13 protein-coding genes are annotated in these 17,050 nt (G+C 69.5%); 7 read left to right on the top strand and 6 right to left on the bottom strand.

All coding sequences use genetic code 11. The features are described 5' to 3' along the window. Positions 1-395: HNH endonuclease signature motif containing protein (locus ACYVDG_RS31620; protein ID WP_460763352.1), on the top strand; the 395-nt coding region annotated here is incomplete at its 5' end. A 608-nt stretch (positions 396-1,003) separates the two neighbouring features. Here ACYVDG_RS31620 and ACYVDG_RS31615 read toward each other — a convergent pair. The 3 genes from ACYVDG_RS31615 to ACYVDG_RS31605 are packed head-to-tail and all read right to left on the bottom strand — an operon-like array spanning position 1,004 to position 5,069. After that, on the bottom strand, positions 1,004-2,179 hold the full coding sequence (locus ACYVDG_RS31615; RefSeq protein WP_460763347.1) for a glycoside hydrolase family 1 protein: 1,176 nt from the start codon (positions 2,177-2,179) through the stop codon (positions 1,004-1,006). Positions 2,180-2,193: 14 nt separating this feature from the next. Continuing rightward, the gene (locus tag ACYVDG_RS31610; protein WP_460763341.1) at positions 2,194-4,428 is read right to left on the bottom strand and encodes a glycoside hydrolase family 3 C-terminal domain-containing protein; all 2,235 of its coding nucleotides are present in this window, start codon (positions 4,426-4,428) and stop codon (positions 2,194-2,196) included. After that, complete coding sequence (locus tag ACYVDG_RS31605) at positions 4,425-5,069, bottom strand: TetR/AcrR family transcriptional regulator (protein WP_460763338.1); 645 nt, start codon at positions 5,067-5,069, stop codon at positions 4,425-4,427. The genes ACYVDG_RS31610 and ACYVDG_RS31605 overlap by 4 nt, the downstream gene beginning before the upstream one ends. A 234-nt stretch (positions 5,070-5,303) precedes the next feature. On the opposite strand from ACYVDG_RS31605, the gene ACYVDG_RS31600 reads away from it, so the two are divergent. The 5 genes from ACYVDG_RS31600 to ACYVDG_RS31580 are packed head-to-tail and all read left to right on the top strand — an operon-like array spanning position 5,304 to position 12,016. Continuing rightward, entirely contained in the window at positions 5,304-6,830 is a 1,527-nt protein-coding gene (locus tag ACYVDG_RS31600; protein WP_460763333.1) for an ABC transporter substrate-binding protein, read from the top strand. Between the two features lie 6 nt (positions 6,831-6,836). Further along, the gene (locus ACYVDG_RS31595) at positions 6,837-7,778 is read left to right on the top strand and encodes an ABC transporter permease (RefSeq protein ID WP_460763330.1); all 942 of its coding nucleotides are present in this window, start codon (positions 6,837-6,839) and stop codon (positions 7,776-7,778) included. Continuing rightward, the gene (locus tag ACYVDG_RS31590; RefSeq protein WP_460763326.1) at positions 7,775-9,598 is read left to right on the top strand and encodes an ATP-binding cassette domain-containing protein; all 1,824 of its coding nucleotides are present in this window, start codon (positions 7,775-7,777) and stop codon (positions 9,596-9,598) included. The genes ACYVDG_RS31595 and ACYVDG_RS31590 overlap by 4 nt, the downstream gene beginning before the upstream one ends. Then, positions 9,595-10,437, top strand: coding sequence for an ATP-binding cassette domain-containing protein (locus tag ACYVDG_RS31585; protein ID WP_460763321.1), 843 nt, complete (start codon positions 9,595-9,597; stop codon positions 10,435-10,437). The genes ACYVDG_RS31590 and ACYVDG_RS31585 overlap by 4 nt, the downstream gene beginning before the upstream one ends. Continuing rightward, the gene (locus tag ACYVDG_RS31580) at positions 10,421-12,016 is read left to right on the top strand and encodes a family 20 glycosylhydrolase (RefSeq protein ID WP_460763317.1); all 1,596 of its coding nucleotides are present in this window, start codon (positions 10,421-10,423) and stop codon (positions 12,014-12,016) included. The genes ACYVDG_RS31585 and ACYVDG_RS31580 overlap by 17 nt, the downstream gene beginning before the upstream one ends. Before the next feature lie 118 nt (positions 12,017-12,134). Here ACYVDG_RS31580 and ACYVDG_RS31575 read toward each other — a convergent pair whose 3' ends face one another. From ACYVDG_RS31575 to ACYVDG_RS31565, 3 genes are all read right to left on the bottom strand, one after another. Further along, the gene (locus ACYVDG_RS31575; protein WP_460763312.1) at positions 12,135-12,905 is read right to left on the bottom strand and encodes a triose-phosphate isomerase; all 771 of its coding nucleotides are present in this window, start codon (positions 12,903-12,905) and stop codon (positions 12,135-12,137) included. Beyond that, positions 12,905-14,632 (bottom strand): dihydroxyacetone kinase family protein, encoded by a 1,728-nt coding sequence (locus ACYVDG_RS31570; protein ID WP_460763307.1) that lies wholly within the window; start codon positions 14,630-14,632, stop codon positions 12,905-12,907. The genes ACYVDG_RS31575 and ACYVDG_RS31570 overlap by 1 nt, the downstream gene beginning before the upstream one ends. Positions 14,633-14,764: 132 nt before the next feature. Next, the gene (locus ACYVDG_RS31565; RefSeq protein WP_460763301.1) at positions 14,765-15,238 is read right to left on the bottom strand and encodes a ribose-5-phosphate isomerase; all 474 of its coding nucleotides are present in this window, start codon (positions 15,236-15,238) and stop codon (positions 14,765-14,767) included. Between the two features lie 223 nt (positions 15,239-15,461). Here ACYVDG_RS31565 and ACYVDG_RS31560 point away from each other — a divergent pair. Then, the coding region (locus ACYVDG_RS31560; protein WP_460763296.1) for an IS1634 family transposase at positions 15,462-17,050 on the top strand (1,589 nt) is incomplete at its 3' end.

Here is a 17,050-nt window from a genome sequence, read left to right as displayed (position 1 = left end):
CCAACAGTGTGCTGCGTCGGATGATCACCTCCCCGAAGGGGGAGACGGTGTTGGACGTGGGCCGTACCCAGCGCGATGCCACGGGTGCTCTGCGGGATGCGGGGATGTTCGGTCACACCACCTGCGCCTGGTACCAGGGGTGCAACACCCCGGCCAGCGGGTCGGAGGCCGACCACAAAATCAGCTTCTCGGCCGGCGGGTCCACCAGTGCGGACAACATCCAGCCGTTGTGCTCGGACCACAACCGGTTGAAGTACCGCAGGGAGACCAACCCGGGCCAGTCCACGTGGCAGGGCCGCCCCTCCCACCGCAACCGGAACAACAACAAGGACTCGGGTGGGGGTAAGGACCCACCGGGGGACCCAGACCCAGCCCCCACACTCGAGGAGCGGTAACCGCCCGCCAAGGCCCTACCGCCCCACGCCCCCCACGCCCTCACGCCCTGGCACCCTCCCGAGGGGTCGCTGCACACCGTGACCGGCCGCGACACCCTCAACCGGTGTGCTCCGGCGCAGTGGCCCCACCGGCCGCAGGCCGTGCTGTTCGGGGTTCGGCTTTCGCAGCCCAGAATGACCAGCCGTGACACCCCCAGGCGTCAACGCTCCGGCGCAGGGGCAGGCATCGGCCGCCAGGCCGAACCGCCGCAAACCTCGACCACCCGTCCCCCTTTCCCGATAGCCGCCAACCCGCCGTCGTAGCGGAGCGGGTCAAGGTGGAGCGCCGTTGACGCGCGAAGCGCTCGATGGCGACGACCTTGAGGCGCGCAGCGGAGACGGCCACAATCGGGCGGCGGGAAAGGAGGGAACCTCAAGCCAACAGGGGCACCCAGTGGAGCGGCCACCCCACCGCAGGAGGGAACCCCCCACCACAACCCCCCACCACAACCCCCCACCACAACCCCCGCTACAAGACCCCGCCCCCAGAAGTAGGGCTCCGGATGGGGCGAGGCCTGGTTGTTCGGGCGCCGACTACGGGGCCAGGTCCCTAAGGGGCGCAGCTTTGTTTATCCGGGCAACTCACCCCTGCGGGCGAGGTCGCCGTACCAGCGGCCACTGGGTTTGACGGTGCGCTCGAAGGACTCCCGGTCCACCTCGACCAGGCCGAACGTGGGGTCCCACCTGCCCCACTCGTAGTTGTCCAGCAGAGACCAGTGCAGGTAGCCGCGCACGTCCACGCCGTCGGCGACCGCGCGGCCCAGACCGGCGAGGGCGCCGGTAGTGTACTCGATCCGCTCGTCGTCGGAGGAGGTCGCGATGCCGTTCTCCGTCACCACGACCGGCACCCCGCCGGTGCGTTCGGCGGTGTGCCGGATCGCGCCCTCCAGAGCCTGCGGGTAGAACTCCCACCCCGTGATGGTGCGGCGTGCTTCCGGCGCCGGTTCGCGCGGTCCCTCGGGGCCGATCACCACCCGGGTGTAGGCCTGCACGCCGACGAAGCCGTCGTTCTTCGCGGCGTACAGGAACTGGTCCTCGCGGGTGTGGGCCCACTCCTCGGCGAGGGCCTCGGCCCCGTCCACCGCCTGGAAGTTCTGGTTGGCGACGGTCCATCCGGTGGCCAGACCGGACAGGTCCGACAATTCATCGCTGGCCGCGTGGTGCGCGGCCACCAGGGCCTCGGAGGTCTCCTGGTCCGGCGGCGGCATCGCACCGGCCACGGCCTCCTTGCGCTCTCCCTGACGGAACATGCTGGCCATCATCGCGACCATGTTCGGCTCATTGATCGTGCACACCCACGGCACCCCGTCCAGGATCCGCTTGACCTGGCGCACGTACCGGCGGAACAGCTCGATCCCGTCGTCGCCGGTCCAGCCGCCCGCCCCGGAGAACCACTGCGGGGAGGTGAAGTGGTGCAGGGTGACCATGGGGGTGATCCCGCGCTCCAAGCAGCCCTCCACCATGCGCCGGTAGTGCGCCAGCGCCGCATTGGAGAAGTGGCCCCGGGCGGGCTCGATCCGCGCCCACTCGACCCCGAAACGGTACGAGTTCAGCCCCAGGGCCCGGACGATGTCCAGGTCCTCGCGCCACCGGTGGTAGCTGTCGCAGGCGTCGCCGCTGCGCTCGGGCAGGATCGACCCCTCCGTGTTCTCCAACGCCCAGATGCTGCTGTTGGTGTTGTTGCCCTCGACCTGGTGCGGTGCGGTGGCCGCGCCCCACAGGAAGCCCTCGGGGAGTGTCGTCATCGTCTGGTCCTCTCTCAGCCGGTGATCTCGCCGCGCTCGATCGCGGCCAGCCGCCGGGCTTCCACATCCTCCACGAGGAGGTCGATCATGTTCTCGTCGATTCCCAAGCCGAAGGTCCGCAGGGTGACCAGCGGCAAGGAGTCCGCCATGCGGAGCAGGTCCTCGGGGACGCTCTCGAGCGCGGGCATCCCTTGGCGCAGCTCGGCCATGACCGGGCCGCCGACGGGGTGCTCGCGCCAGTCGCCGACGGTGGAGCGCTTGGTCAGCGGCGGAACGAACCGGTCACCTTCGGTGGTGACCTCGCCGACGAGGCGCGTGTCCCGGGAAGAGGCGCCCACCGCGACGGTGTAGGTGCCGGCGGTCAGGGACCAGCGCCGGTACTCCGGGTCCCAGGTGGACAGGTCTCGCCCGGTCAGGGGTAGTTCGACCCGGGTGCTCTGCCCCGGCTTCAGGGCGACCTTCTCGAACCCGCGCAGTTCCCGGCGCGGGCGCGTGGGGTAGTCCTGCTCCACACCGGTGTACAGCTGGGCGACCTCGGCCGCGGTGCGCTCACCGGTGTTGGTGATAGTGAACGACACGGTCCACTCGTCCTGCCCGGAAGCCGCCACCGACAGGCCCTCGTACGCGAACGTGCTGTAGGTCAGCCCGTGCCCGAACGGGTAGGCGACCGGCCGGTCCAAGGTGTCGAAGTGGCGGTAGCCGACGAACACACCCTCGCCGTACCGCACGTGCCCGTGCTCGCCCGGGAAGTTCAGGTACGAACCGTGGTCGCTGAGTTTCAGGGGGATGGTCTCGGTCAGCCGCCCGGAGGGGGAGACCGCGCCGGTCAGGACGTCGACCACGGCCGCGCCCCCGGCCTGGCCCAGCAGCCAGCCCTCCAGGACGGCGTCCGCCCGGTCCTGCCAGTCCGAAACCGAAACCACACCGCCGTTGGACAGCACGACCACGACCCGGTCGCTCACCTCGCGCACCCGGGCCAGCAGTTCCAGCTGGTCGGCGGGCAGGTTGATGTGGGTGCGGTCGTAGCCCTCGGACTCGGCGGCGTCGGGCAACCCCAGGAAGAGCACCGTGGTGTCGGTCCCGCGGGCGGCAGTCACGGCCTCGCGGACCAGCGCCGGGTCGGCGACCCCGTCCAGGGTGAAGCCGGGGGCGAACCGGACCCCTTCGGGTAGCGCGGTGCCGAACGCGTCCAGTGCGCTGGTCACCCGGGTCGGGACCACGTGCGAGGAACCGCCGCCTTGGTAACGCGGGGTGCGGGCGAACTCGCCGACCACGGCCACGGAGCCGCCCTGCGGCAGCGGCAGCGCACCCCCGTCGTTCTTCAGCAGGACCAGCGCCTCGCGAGCGGCCTCGCGGGCCAGATCGTCGTGCGCGTCGTGCTCCAGCGCACGAGTGGTGTCCGTGGACACCCGGTCCTGCAGCCTGCGCAGCCGCTCCACGACCGTGTCCAGCACGGACTCGTCCAGCTCGCCCTTCTCCACGGCCGCCGTGACCACGTGGTCGGTGCCGCTGGGCGGCATCTCCAGGTCCAGCCCGGCGCGCACGGCCTCGACCCGGTCCACGACGGCGCCCCAGTCGGAGACCACCGCACCGTCGTACCCCCACTCACCGCGGAGCAGCTCGGTCAGCAGCCACGGGTCCTGGCTGGCGTACACCCCGTTGACGCGGTTGTACGAGCACATCACCATGGCGGGTTCGGTGGTGCGGATGACCTCCTCGAACGCGGGGAGGTAGATCTCGCGCAGCGTGCGGTCGTCGACGTCGGAGCTGACCCGCATGCGGTCGGTCTCCTGGTTGTTGGCGGCGAAGTGCTTCACGCACGCGCCGACCCCCTCGGCCTGGATGCCCTCCACCAGCGCGGCGGCGATCCGCGCGGTGGTGTGCGGGTCCTCGGAGACGTACTCGAAGTTGCGGCCGCACAGCGGCGAGCGCTTGATGTTCATGCCGGGGCCGAGTACGACGTCCACACCCATGGCGCTGGCTTCGGCGCCGAGGGCTCCGCCGACCCGGCGGACGAGCTCCGGGTTCCATGTGGCGCCCAGCCCGACGGCGGGCGGGAAGCAGGTGGCCGGAACGCTGCCGCCGATGCCGAGGTGGTCGCCCTCCTCGGGCTGTTGGCGGATCCCGTGCGGCCCGTCGGCCAGGTGGAGGACGCGCAGGGCGCCGTCCACCCCGGTGCTGTGCCAGGTGTCGGAGCCGGAGGTGACCGAGGCCTTGGCGGCCAGGTCGAGGCGGGGTTCGGTACTCATCTGGGCCTTTCTGGGGACGAGGGGTCATCCGGTTCGGTGATGCCGAGACCACGGAGGAAGGACACGACCGCGGCGCGCATGTCGACGGCGCCGGGGTCGAGGAGCCACTGGATCTGGAGCCCGTCCTGGAGCGCCAGGAACTGCTGTGCGGCGATCTCGGGGGTGGGGTCCTGGCGGCCGTCGAGCAGTTCGGCGAAGGCCGGGACGAGGAATGAGCGGAGGATCTGGTAGCGGCCGAAGAAGTACTCGTGCGCGGGGTGCGAGGGCTCGGTGGCCTCGGCTGACAGGTTGACGTAGAGCGACACCAGGCCGGGTGTGCCCGTGTTGCGCTCGACGATCTTCACGATGTTGTCGATGAGTTCGCGGTGGGTGAGGCCTTCGTCGAGGACCAAGGGGGCGTCGACCTCGTCACGCCTGCTGAGGACGTGTATGAGGGTGGCCTCCTTGTTGGGGAAGTGGTGGAGCACCCCCGCGTGGGTGATCCCGGCGTGCGCCGCGATGTCGCGCAGGGACACCGCCCGGTAGCCGGACCGGGAGAACAGCTCCGTGGCGGAGTCGATGATGCGCTGCCGGGTGCGCTCCCCCTTGGTCAGGCGAGGTCCTGGGTTCAGGCGCTGCCGGGCGCGCTCTCTGTCCGTCACGGGGCCGTCTCCTAGCGGGTTGTTATGCGTTCGTGCCGCGGGTCTCCCAACGGCCGTGCTGGCCGTGTTGGCTCCGAGATTACGGTTCCGGCGCCCGTTCTCCCGCTCTTCCGGGACCCGATCCCCGTGTTGTACGGTGACCGGCACAAAACTTACCATGTGGTTAGTTTGTGGTGCCAGACACAGTATCCGATTCCCGGACAGCCTTCCGGGCCTTGCTCACCGGAGTGGGACATGCACACGAAATCCCGAGTCAACGCAGGTGTGGCCGCTGCTGGCGCGCTTGTGCTCATGCTGACCGGTTGTTCCGGGCCAGACGGTGGAGGGGACGCCTCGTCGCTGACCATCGGGACCATGACGGTCCCCCAGAGCCTGGATCCGGCCGAGGCGATGGGCAGCGCGATCCCCTACTTCCAGCCGGTCTATGACACGCTGATCAAGCGCGAGGCCGACGGAACGTACGCGCCGATGCTGGCCACGGAGTGGGACTACGACGAGTCCGGCACCGAACTCACCCTGACCCTGCGCGACGACGTCACCTTCGACGACGGGGCACCCTTCGACGCCGAGGCGGTCAAGGCCAACCTGGAGCGCTTCCGTGACGCGGGCGGCGGCCAGGCACACGTCCTGGAGCACCTCACCGAGGTCGAGGCCGTCGACGACACCACCGCCGTCCTGCACCTGGACGAGCCCAACCCGGCGATGGTCTTCTACCTGAGCGACGCGGCTGGGTTCATGGCCAACCCCGCCGCCTTCGACGGCGACTCCCTCACCACCGCCCCGGACGGCACCGGGCCCTACGAGCTGGACTCCGACCGCACGGCCGTCGGCACCACCTGGGTGTACACCCGAGCCGAGGAGTACTGGGGCGAGGACCTTCCCTACGAAGAGATCGCCATCAACGTCTTCGACAACGAGAACGCGATCGTCAACGGCGTCCGCACCGGGCAGATCAACGCGGCCATCCTCCAGGACGTCGACCAGCAGGCGGTCGTGGAACCGGACCCGGAGATCGTCACCCAACCCCAGGACATCGACTACCAGGGCATCATCCTGTTCGACCGGGACGGGCACATCACCCCGGAACTCGCCGAGCCCGAGGTCCGCCAGGCCATCAACCACGCCGTCGACCGCGAGACCATGCTCGATCAGCTCCGCGACGGCCAGGGCGAGGTCACCAACCAGGTCTTCGGCACCGAGACCGACGCCTATGACCCCGAGCTGGACACCTACTACGACCACGACCCCGAGCGCGCCCGCGAACTCCTCGACGAGGCCGGGTACCCCGACGGCTTCGAGCTCACCCTGCCGCGCATGAGCGAGATCGTCACCGACCCGCTGGCGACCAGCCTCCAGAGCGACCTTGACGAGATCGGCATCGACCTGACCTGGGACAACCTCGACGAAGGCGATGCCCTCAACAGCATCTTCACCGAGCAGGCCTACCCGGGCATGGTCATGAACAACGCCCAGCCCGCCGAGGACTGGGTCACCACCGCCGAACTCGTGCTCCCCGGCACCTTCAACTTCTTCGGCGCCACGGACGAGACCATCGAAGAGCTGACCCAGACCCTCCGGGCCGCCCCCGAGGGCGAGGCCGCAGAGGAGGCCCAGGCGCTCAACCGGCACCTCGTGGAAGAGGGCTGGTTCGTGCCCTTCTACCGGATGACGTTCCTGCACGTCACCGACGGCACCGTCGACGTGGAGACCCAGTCGGGCATGGCCGTCCCCTCCGTGTACAACTACGAGCCGGCCGAGTAGCGAACCATGATCCAGTTCATCCTCCGGCGGCTGGGGTCGGGGCTCCTGCTCCTGGTCGTCATCTCAGCCCTCGCCTACCTGCTGCTGTCCCTGCCCGGTACCGACGTCGGCCGCCACATCCTGGGGCCGGCGGCCCCGCAGGACGCCGTCGACGCGCACAACGCGGACCTCGGCCTGGACCGGCCGGTGGCCGTGCGCTACCTCGACTGGCTGACCTCCGCCCTCCAAGGCGACTTCGGGCGGTCCTGGTTCACCAGCGAGGACGTCACACTGGCCCTGGCCAACCGGCTGCCGGTCACCCTCAGCCTGATGGTCGGCGTCACCCTCGTCACCACCGTGGTCTCGTTCGTCCTCGGCGTGTGGGCGGGGGTGCGGCGCGGAGCCGTGGACCGGGCGGTACAGATGGTCAGCGTGCTCGGCTACGCCCTGCCGGGCTTCCTCGTCACCCTGATCATCGTGCTGGTGTTCGCGGTCCAGCTCGGCTGGTTCCCCGCCATCGGCTACACACCCCTGAACCAGTCCTTCAGCGGCTGGCTCGCCACGGTCACCCTGCCGATCCTGTCCCTGTCCATCGCCGGCATCGCCGGCGTCTCCCAACAGGTACGCAGCTCCGTCATCGACGTGATGGGCCGCGACTACGTGCGCACCCTGCGCGCCCGGGGCCTGCCAGCCTCCCGAGTGGTCTTCCGGCACGTGCTGCGCAACGCGGCCACCCCGGGGCTCACCGTGCTCGGCATGCAGTTCGTGGGTCTCCTCGGGGGCGCGGTGATCGTCGAGCAGATCTTCGGCCTGCCCGGCATCGGCGCGATGACCGTCCAGTACACGACCCGAGGGGACATCCCCGTGATCATGGGCGTGGTCATGGTGACCGTGATCGTGGTGATCGTGATCAACCTTCTCGTGGACGTCCTCGTCGCCTGGCTCAACCCGAAAGCGAGGGTCCCGTGAGTACCCCTGGCACCCCCGGCACACCCGGCCCGGACACCTCGGTCGCCGCGAAGCCGGAGCGCGGACCGGGACCGGACACCTCCGGTCCGAAGCGCCGGTCGGGGACGGCCCGCCGCTTCCTCACCAGCCCGCAGGCCGTGCTGTCGTCCCTCGTCCTGGCGGTCATCCTCATCCTGGTCGTGTTCGCCCCGCTCTTCACGGCGCACGACCCCAACGCCGCCAACCTGCGGGACGCCTTCGGCCCGCCCAGCGCCGACCACCTCCTCGGCCTGGACCCCTCCGGCCGCGACGTGTGGTCCCGCCTGCTGTACGGCGGCCGCAACACCCTCGGCGGCGCCGCCCTCGCCGTGGCGGTGGCCCTCGCCATCGGCCTGCCCAGCGGCCTGGCCGCCGGATACTACGGCGGCTGGTTCGACTCCCTGTCCAACTGGTGGGTCAACCTCGTCATGGCGCTGCCCGCCATGGTCGTGCTGCTGGCCACCCGCGCCGTCCTCGGCCCCACGGTGTGGGTGCTCATGGTCGTGCTCGGCGTCCTGGTCGCCCCCAGCTTCTACCGGCTGGTGCGCGGCACCGTCGCCGCGATGCGCGGCGAACTGTACGTGGACGCCGCAAGGGTGTTCGGCCTGCGCGACTCACGGATCATCGCCCGCCACGTCCTCACTGTCGTGCGCGCACCCATCATCATCCAGGGCGCCCTGGTCGCGGGGATGGCGATCAGCCTGCAAGCCGGACTGGAGTTCCTCGGCATCGGCAGCGGCGACCTGCCCACCTGGGGCGCCATGCTCAACGAGGCCTTCACCAACATCCAGCGCGCACCGCTGTTCATGCTCTGGCCCGGTCTCGCGCTCGGCCTGACCAGCGCCGCCCTGGTTCTGCTCGCCGCATCCCTGCGCGACGTCCTCGAGGACCGGGGCAGCGGGCCCGCCACCGGACGCAGGGCACGGCGCCTCGGAGCCGACGCCCCCACCACACTGGACTCCGCTGGAGAGCGCTCTGACCTCCTCTCCGTCCGGGACCTCGCCGTCACCTACGAACTCGCCGACGGCAGCTCTCGCGAGGTCGTCCACGGGGTCGACCTGGACGTGCGCCGCGGCGAGGTGCTCGGGCTGGTGGGGGAGTCCGGTTCCGGCAAGACACAGACCGCCTTCTCCGTCCTCGGCCTCCTCCCCGAAGGCGGACGCGTGTCGAGGGGCAGCGTCCGACTGGACGGCACCGAGGTCGTGGGATCCACGGAACGGACCCTGCGCGGACTGCGCGGGGACACCGTCGCCTACGTGCCGCAGGAACCCATGAGCAACCTGGACCCCGCCTTCACCATCGGGGACCACCTCACCGAACCGCTGCGCGTCAAGCTCGGGCTCTCCCGCTCGGCCGCCCGGAAACGCGCACTCGAACTGCTCCGACAAGTGGAGATCCCCGACCCCGAACGCACGTACCGCAGCCACCCGCACCAGATCTCCGGCGGCATGGCCCAGCGCGTGCTCATCGCCGGGGCGATCTCCTGCGACCCCGCCCTCCTCATCGCCGACGAACCCACCACCGCCCTCGACGTCACCGTGCAGGCCGAGGTCCTCGCCCTCCTGCGGCGCCTCCAAGCCGAACGCGGCATGGGCGTGCTACTCGTGACGCACAACCTCGGCGTGGTCGCCGACCTCTGCGACCGGGTGGCCGTCATGCGCGAAGGCCGGATCGTGGAGTCCGGCGGCGCGGAACACATCCTCACCGCACCGGAGGAGCCCTACACCCGGGGCCTCCTCGACGCGGTACTCGACGACACACCGGCCCGAGCGCCGTGGCAGCCCCGGGAGGAGGCCCCGTGAACGGAACGAAACCCCTGCTCGACCTCCGCGACCTGCACGTCTCCTTCCCAGGCAAAGGATGGCGGGCCCCGCGCGTCGAGGTGCTCAAGGGCGTGTCCCTGGACATCCGGCCCGGAGAGACCCTCGGCCTGGTGGGGGAATCCGGTTCGGGCAAGTCCACCATCGGCCGGGCCATCCTCGGCCTGGTCCCCACCTCCGGCGGCAGCATCAGCTTCGACGGTGAGCGCATCGACCGCGCCACCAAACGCAGGCGGCGCGCGCTCAGCCGGGACATCCAAGTGGTCTTCCAGGACCCCTACACCTCACTCAACCCGTCCATGCTCATCGGCGACACCCTCGCCGAACCACTGTTCGCCCACGGCGTGACCGCCGCCGAGGCCCGGGGACGCGTGGCCGACCTGCTCGACCGCGTGGCGCTGCCGCGCGACGCCGTGCACCGGCTGCCCCGGGAATTCTCCGGAGGTCAGCGCCAGCGCGTGGCCATCGCCCGCGCCCTGGCGATATCGCCCCGGCTGATCGTGTGCGACGAACCCGTCTCCGCCCTGGACCTCACCACCCAGCGCACCGTCATGGACCTGCTGCTGGAGATCCAGGAACGCACCGGAGTGGCCTACCTGTTCGTGTCGCACGACCTGTCGGTGGTGCGGGCGCTCAGCCACCGGGTGGCGGTCATCCACGGCGGCGAGATCGTCGAGTACGGCGAGGCCGAGCAGGTCACCGGCGATCCCGAACACCCCTACACGCAGCGCTTGCTGCTGTCCGCGCCGGTCGCCGACCCGGAGCGCCAGAGGCAGCGCCGCAACGAGTACGAAAGGCGGTTCCATGCCGAAGCACACTGAACCGGCCGGGCTGGTCCCGGCCCCCGCCGAACACCGGACCGGGACTGCGGTCGGGGCCGGGTCCGCGGTCCGGATCGGCACGGCCGGGAAGCTGTCCCTTTCCGGTGCCGTCCCCGAGGCCGTCGACTGGTTCGCCTGGACCTGCGGGCGCCTGCACGGACTCCGCGTCGAGCCCGTCCAGGGCGAGGCGGACGTGGTGGTCTCCACCGAGGCCGAGGCCGCCGAGTTCGCGTCCGTCGCCCCGGCCACCGGGGTGGACCCCCGACCCGAGCCGGGGGCGGACGAACGGCACCGCCTGGAGATCGCCGAGGGGTGGGTCAGGCTGTCCTCGACCAGCGTCGAGGGTGCCTTTCGGGCACTGACCAGCCTGGTCCAGCTGCTCACCGTGGACGGCGACGGCCACGTATGGGCACCCGAGGGTGTGTTCGTCGACGGCCCCCGGTACGCCTGGCGCAGCCTTTCACTCGACGTGGTCCGCCACTTCTTCACCTCCGACGAGGTGCGCAGGGTCATCGACCTCATGGCGCTGTACAAGTTCAACGCGCTGCACCTGCACCTGACCGACAGCGAGGGGTGGCGGCTGGAGTCCCGGGCATGGCCCGAGCTGACCCGTCCCAGGTCCGACGGCAGCCGCGAGTACTACACGCGTGAGGAGTTCGCGGGCCTGGTCGCCTACGCGGCCCGCTGCCACATCACCATCGTCCCCGAGGTGGACCTGCCCGGTCACACCCGGTGGGCCTTCGACGCCTACCCCGAGCTCGCCGACGGCATCGACTACCCCCATCCCCGGCTGCGCTACGTGCACCCGGACTCCGAACCCGCCCGCCGCTTCGCCCGGGACGTGATCGCCGAGTTCGCCGAGGCCGCGCCCGGCCCCTTCCTGCACCTGGGCGGCGACGAACCGTTCGGGATGGGCCACGACGACTACGTGGCATTCATCAGCCTCACCCACCAGTGGCTGAGGGAACAGGGAAAACGCGCCTTGGGCTGGCAGGAGAGCGCCCGGGCCGGAGTGCTCGACGGAGAGGACGTCCTCCAGTACTGGATCGGGGCGCCGGAGGAGTTCGACCCCGACGCCATCAAGGAGTCGGTGCCCGAGGAGTACCACCCGCTGGTGGACCAGGCAGCCGAGACCTTCCGGATCTCCCCGGGTGACGTGCCCGCGGCCACGAAGCAGGGCGTCCCCGTGCTGGTGTCGTCGAACTCCCGCCTCTACCTGGACCGCCCCTACGCGGACACGTGCGCGGATCCAGCCCAGGAGGTCGATCGCACACGCTTGGGTCTGCCCGCCTACACCCCGATCACCGTCGAGGAGACGTTCGCCTGGGACCCGGCCGAAACCGCGGAAGCCCAGGCTCCCGGGACCGTCGTCGCCGGCGTGGAAGCGGCGGTCTGGGGCGAGACGGTGGAAGGCTTCGCGGACCTGGCCTTCCTGCTGTTGCCACGCCTGCCCGGCGTAGCGGAGAAGGCCTGGAGCCAGCACCGGACCACCTGGGAAGACCATCGCGGCCGGTTGGCGAGCCACAAACCCCTGTGGGAGGCGCTCGGCTTCGAGAACCACTTCCGTCCCCGGCACTGACCGCACCCTGGCCGACCCTGGCCGGCGCCCCCGGCGAGGGTCGGCCACAGGCGAACGAGCAGGCCTGGCACCAGCAGACCGGGCACGGTTGAGGCCTGCGGTGGCCAGGCCCTCATGCTTAAGACACGGCCCGCAACAGCTTGACGAAACCGTCCGCGTGCCATGCGGCACGGCCGATGAAGAGACCGTCGACGTCTTCCAGGGCAAGAAGGCCGGGCATGTTGTCCAACGTCACCGACCCCCCGTAGAGCAAACCCGCCACAGTGTCCCCGTACTCGCGCCGCAACGCGGCGAACGGCCCTTCCAGTTCTTCCCCGCGTGCCGGTCGGCCGAGTGCCCCGATAGCCCAGCGGGGTTCGTAGGCAATGAGTACCCTGGCCAGCTCCGACTCCGGAACACCGGCCAGGGCACCGCGGGCCTGGGCCAGGATGTACGACGAGGCGTCACCGCTGGCGCGGGTTTCGGCGGGCTCGCCGATACACAGCAGGGGCATCAACCCGTGCCGCAGCGCTGCCTCGACCTTGAGGCGGGTGGCCTCGACGCTCTCGTGGAAATGTGTCCGGCGCTCAGAATGGCCGATTTCGACCATCGTCGCGCCCGCGTCCTTGATCTGCGGCATCGAGACCTCGCCAGTCCAGGCGCCGCTGTCCTGCCAATGCGCGTTCTGCGCACCGACCCGAACGCCGCCAGCGGTATTGGCCTGTCGGCCGAGCCGCTCGGTGACGGTGGCAAGCGCCGTATGCGGCGGGATCACGAAGGCCTCAACGCCCTGGGTCAGGCAGGGATCCTCCGCGATGGCGGTGGCGACCGCGGTCGCGTACTCCCCGGCCTCCGCCAGAGTCTTGTTCATTTTCCAGCTTGTTCCGATCCAGAGCTTCGACTTACGCATTACTTCATGTCGCGGAAGTACTCCGCGAGGGTTTCCATGAGCACGGCGAACGAGGTGGCTCCGGGGTCGGGGGTGCCGAGCGACTTCTCGCCCAGCGCTTGGGAACGCCCCCGCCGCGCGGTGAATCCGGAGGTCTCCTCCGCGGCCTCCCGCGCCGCTACCGCGGCAGCGGAGATCGCGGCGGCGAAGTCCTTCCGCACGTCCATTTCCTGCTCAAGCGTCGCGGCGAAGGGCAGCGCCGCGTCGATCATGGTTTTGTCACCGGGGATGGCACCGCCCACCCGCTGCACCGCCTTGACCCCGTCCAGCAGTGCACGGGCCGCCGTGGTGCCGTCCCCACCGTTCTGGTCTCCCAGCGCACCCCCGGCAGCGGTGAGTGCAGCACCCCAGAGCGCTCCGGAGGTGCCGCCGGCCGTCTCGGACCACGCGGTACCCGCGTGCACCAGGAGCGTGCACGCCCCGGCTCCGCGCTCCAGGGCCTGGCGGCCGGCTCGCACCGCCCCGCCGGAGCCCAGAACCATGGCGTGACCGTGGTCGCCGTCGCCGGCGACCGCGTCGATGCGTCCCCAGTGGTCCTTGTTCCGCTCGCACTGGTGCTCAAGGAGTTCGAGGGCTCTCTGGGCCTGCGCGGCGAGCGCTTGGGAATCAGCTGACGCAGCGGGAACGCCCTCTTCGCCCGGCGTATAGATCTCGGTCCGTTGCGGAGCACCCCACGACCGTTCGAGGCCGTTCAGGTGACCGCGCCGGTAGGCGGGCGTGTCCGCGGGGGCGGCCCAGTACTCCTCGAGCTCCTGGTCGAGGAAGACCAGGGTCAGGGACAACCCCGCCATGTCCAAACTGGTGACGAACTCGCCGACCTCGGGCCGTACCGGTGTCAACCCCGCCTCTTCGAGCCGCTCGGCAATGCGGCCGTAGACGACGAAGAGCTCCTCGTACTTGACCCTGCCCAGACCGTTGAGCACGACGGCGACGCGACCGGAGCGGCCGTCGGGCGCCTCCGCCATGACCCCGTCGAAGAGCACGTCGGCCACCTCGGACGCAGTGCCCATGGGAAGGTCCTTGATCCCGGGCTCTCCGTGAATGCCGAGCCCCACCCCCATCGTGCCCGCGTCCACACCGAAGAGCGCGCTCTTCGCCCCCGGCAGTGTGCAGCCGTCGAACGCCGCACCTAGGGACCTGGTCGCGTCATTGGCCTTCCAAGCGATCCGCTCCGCTTCGTCGATCCCTGCTCCGGCTTCGATGGCCGCCCCGGCGATTTTGAAGACCGGCAGGTCTCCCGCGATGCCACGCCGCTCCCGATGCTTCTCCGGCGGGTTGGAAGCGATGTCATCGCTCACCGCGATGATGCGGACGTCGATGCCCTCAGCGCGGAGCTTCTCCGCGGCACTGCCGAAATGCAGCACATCGCCGGCGTAGTTTCCGAAGCCCAGGATCACACCGCCACCGTTCTCTGCGTTTCGGGCCACGGAGTAGACCTGTGACGCCGAGGGCGAGGAGAAGATGTTGCCGCACGGGGCGCCGTGGGCCATGCCGGGCCCTACCCAACCGGCGAAGGCCGGATAGTGCCCCGAGCCTCCACCGACCACCAGCGCGGGCTGTCCGGCGGGGGTCTGGCGGGAGCGGACCACACCACCGTGCACGGCCGTGGCGTACTGGTCATTGGCCAGGGCGAAGGCCTGGACAGCTTCATGGGAGAAGTCTGATGCCGTGTTGAGGAGGAAGGTCATGACGGTCCTTGCCGGTTGTGCGGACGTTCATACTCGGATGGCTTGGTGGGAACGGAACCCGGGGGTAGCGGCGCGTGCCACTTTTCCACCTGGCTGGTGCGGGTGTCGTTGCACGCACTGACCGGGTTCGGCTCAGGCGCACTTCCCTGTCTGCTCGAAATCGATGAGGGACTGGACTTTCTTGGCGGACGCGCTCGAGTCATCGAACTCGTGGGTCAACCATTCGCGTACCAGTTTGCGGGCGAGTTCCCTGCCGATCACTCTCTGGCCGAGGCACAGGATCTGGGCGTTGTTCGAGAGGACGGAGCGCTCGACCGAGTAGCTGTCGTGCGCGGTGACGGCGCGGACGCCCCCGACCTTGTTCGCGGACATCGCGACGCCCAGTCCGGTACCGCAGATCAGTAGGGCGCGGTCCGCCTCGCCGGCCGCCACCATCTGGGCGGCGGCAACGGCGATCGTCGGATACTCCGTGACCTGCTCGGCCCCGACACCCACGTCGCGTACCGATGACACGCGTTCATGGGCTTCGAGCTCTTCTTTCAGGAACTCCTTGTACTGAAATCCCGCATCGTCCGACCCGACCACCATGCTGAAACGCTTCCCCATAGCGGTTGCTCCTTGCCGCGTAGAACGAAGATGCCGACTCTCAGCACCGTCCTCAGCTTGAGACAGCCGGGAACATATGTCAAGGACACATGTTCTGCACCTGTTCCGCCGCCTGACTTGGCTCACGGTTCGGTGCTCTTCGGGAGAGCAGTGCGCTGACCTGAGGTGATGCGCTGGACCAGAGGCGTTTTCACGCACTAAGGCATTGCTCTAGAGTCACGATGTGGCCTTCATCAGACGGGTGCGAACGGGCTCCGGAGCCACAGCGGTCCAAATCGCTGAGTACGCTCGCGGACGCCAGCGGATCGTGAAACACATCGGCTCCGCACACACCGACGCTGAACTGGGAATACTGCTGCACGAAGCTCGTGAGTGGCTGCAGAACTCCGCTCAGGGGGTCCTGAACTTAGGGCTAGAACCGGCCCCACCCGTGGCGCCCTTGGTCCAGCCCCGCCGCGAACCTCGGCTGTTCGATACCGGCCCCGAGCCCCCAACAGACGCAAGGGACAGCCCCGGCCGGGTCGTGGCCACCCACAGCCGCGTGCTCTTCGACGCCCTGGCCACGGTATTCACCGATCTGGGGTTCGACATCCTCGGTGATGAGGTCTTCCGGGACCTGGTCATCGCCCGGGTGGTGGAGCCGACCTCGCTGCGCGATACCGGCCGCGTCCTTGGGGACCTGGGCAGGGACTCGGCGAGCTACGCGACGATGAAGCGCACCCTGACCCGCGCTGGCAAGGACAGCTACCGCGACCAGAGCGCGGCCTTGTGCTTTGAGCACGCCAGCCGCAGCGGTGATGTGTCCCTGGTGCTCTACGACGTCACCACCTTGTATTTCGAGGCAGAAAAGGAAGACGACCTGCGCAAGGTCGGCTACTCCAAGGAGCGGCGGGTCGACCCCCAGATCGTAGTGGGGCTGCTGGTGGACCGCGGGGGTTTCCCACTGGAGATCGGCTGCTTCGAGGGCAACAAGGCCGAAACGGCCACGCTCATTCCCATCATCAAGGCCTTCCAGGCCCGTCACGGGGTGGCGGAGATGGTCGTGGTGGCCGACGCGGGCATGCTCTCGGCAACCAACCTGCGCGAACTCGACGAGGCTCACCTGCGCTTCATCGTTGGTTCACGCATGACCAAGGCCCCACTCGATCTGGCCTCCCACTTTCGCTGGCACGGGGAGAGGTTCGACGACGGGCAGGTCATCGACACCCTCACTCCCAGGGTCGGCCGCACAAGCGACAACGACCAGGCCCTACGCGCCGAGCCGGTATGGGAGCCCGGTCAGCACCCGAGGTCGTGGCGGGCGGTGTGGTCCTACTCGCGCAAGCGCGCGGTGCGTGACGGTAGGACGCTCACCAAACAGGAGAACCGGGCCCGCTCGGTCGTGGCTGGGGACACGGCGGCACGGACACCGCGGTTCGTCAAGACCAGCAACGGTGCGCGGCGCTTGGATGAGGCCGCACTTCGACGTGCCCGGCGGCTGGTCGGCCTCAAAGGCTATGTCACCAACATCCCTGCCCACCTGATGGGGGCGGGCGAGGTGATCAGCTCCTACCACGATCTGTGGCAGGTCGAGGCGTCCTTCCGGATGAGTAAGACCGACCTGCGAGCCAGGCCCATGTTCCACCGCACTCGCGAGGCGATCGAGGCGCACTTGACCATTGTGTTCACCGCGCTTGCCCTCTCTCGACAGGTCCAGGCCCGCACAGGGCTCGCGGTGCGCAACGTCATCAGGCAGCTGCGGCCTTTGCGCTCGGCGACCATAGCGATCAACGGCACCAACCAGACCTTCGCACCGGCTATCTCCACCGAGGA

Source organism: Nocardiopsis oceani (assembly GCF_054777395.1).
Note: the sequence above shows the minus strand (reverse complement) of the source record. Positions and strands in the feature narration are given on the sequence as shown.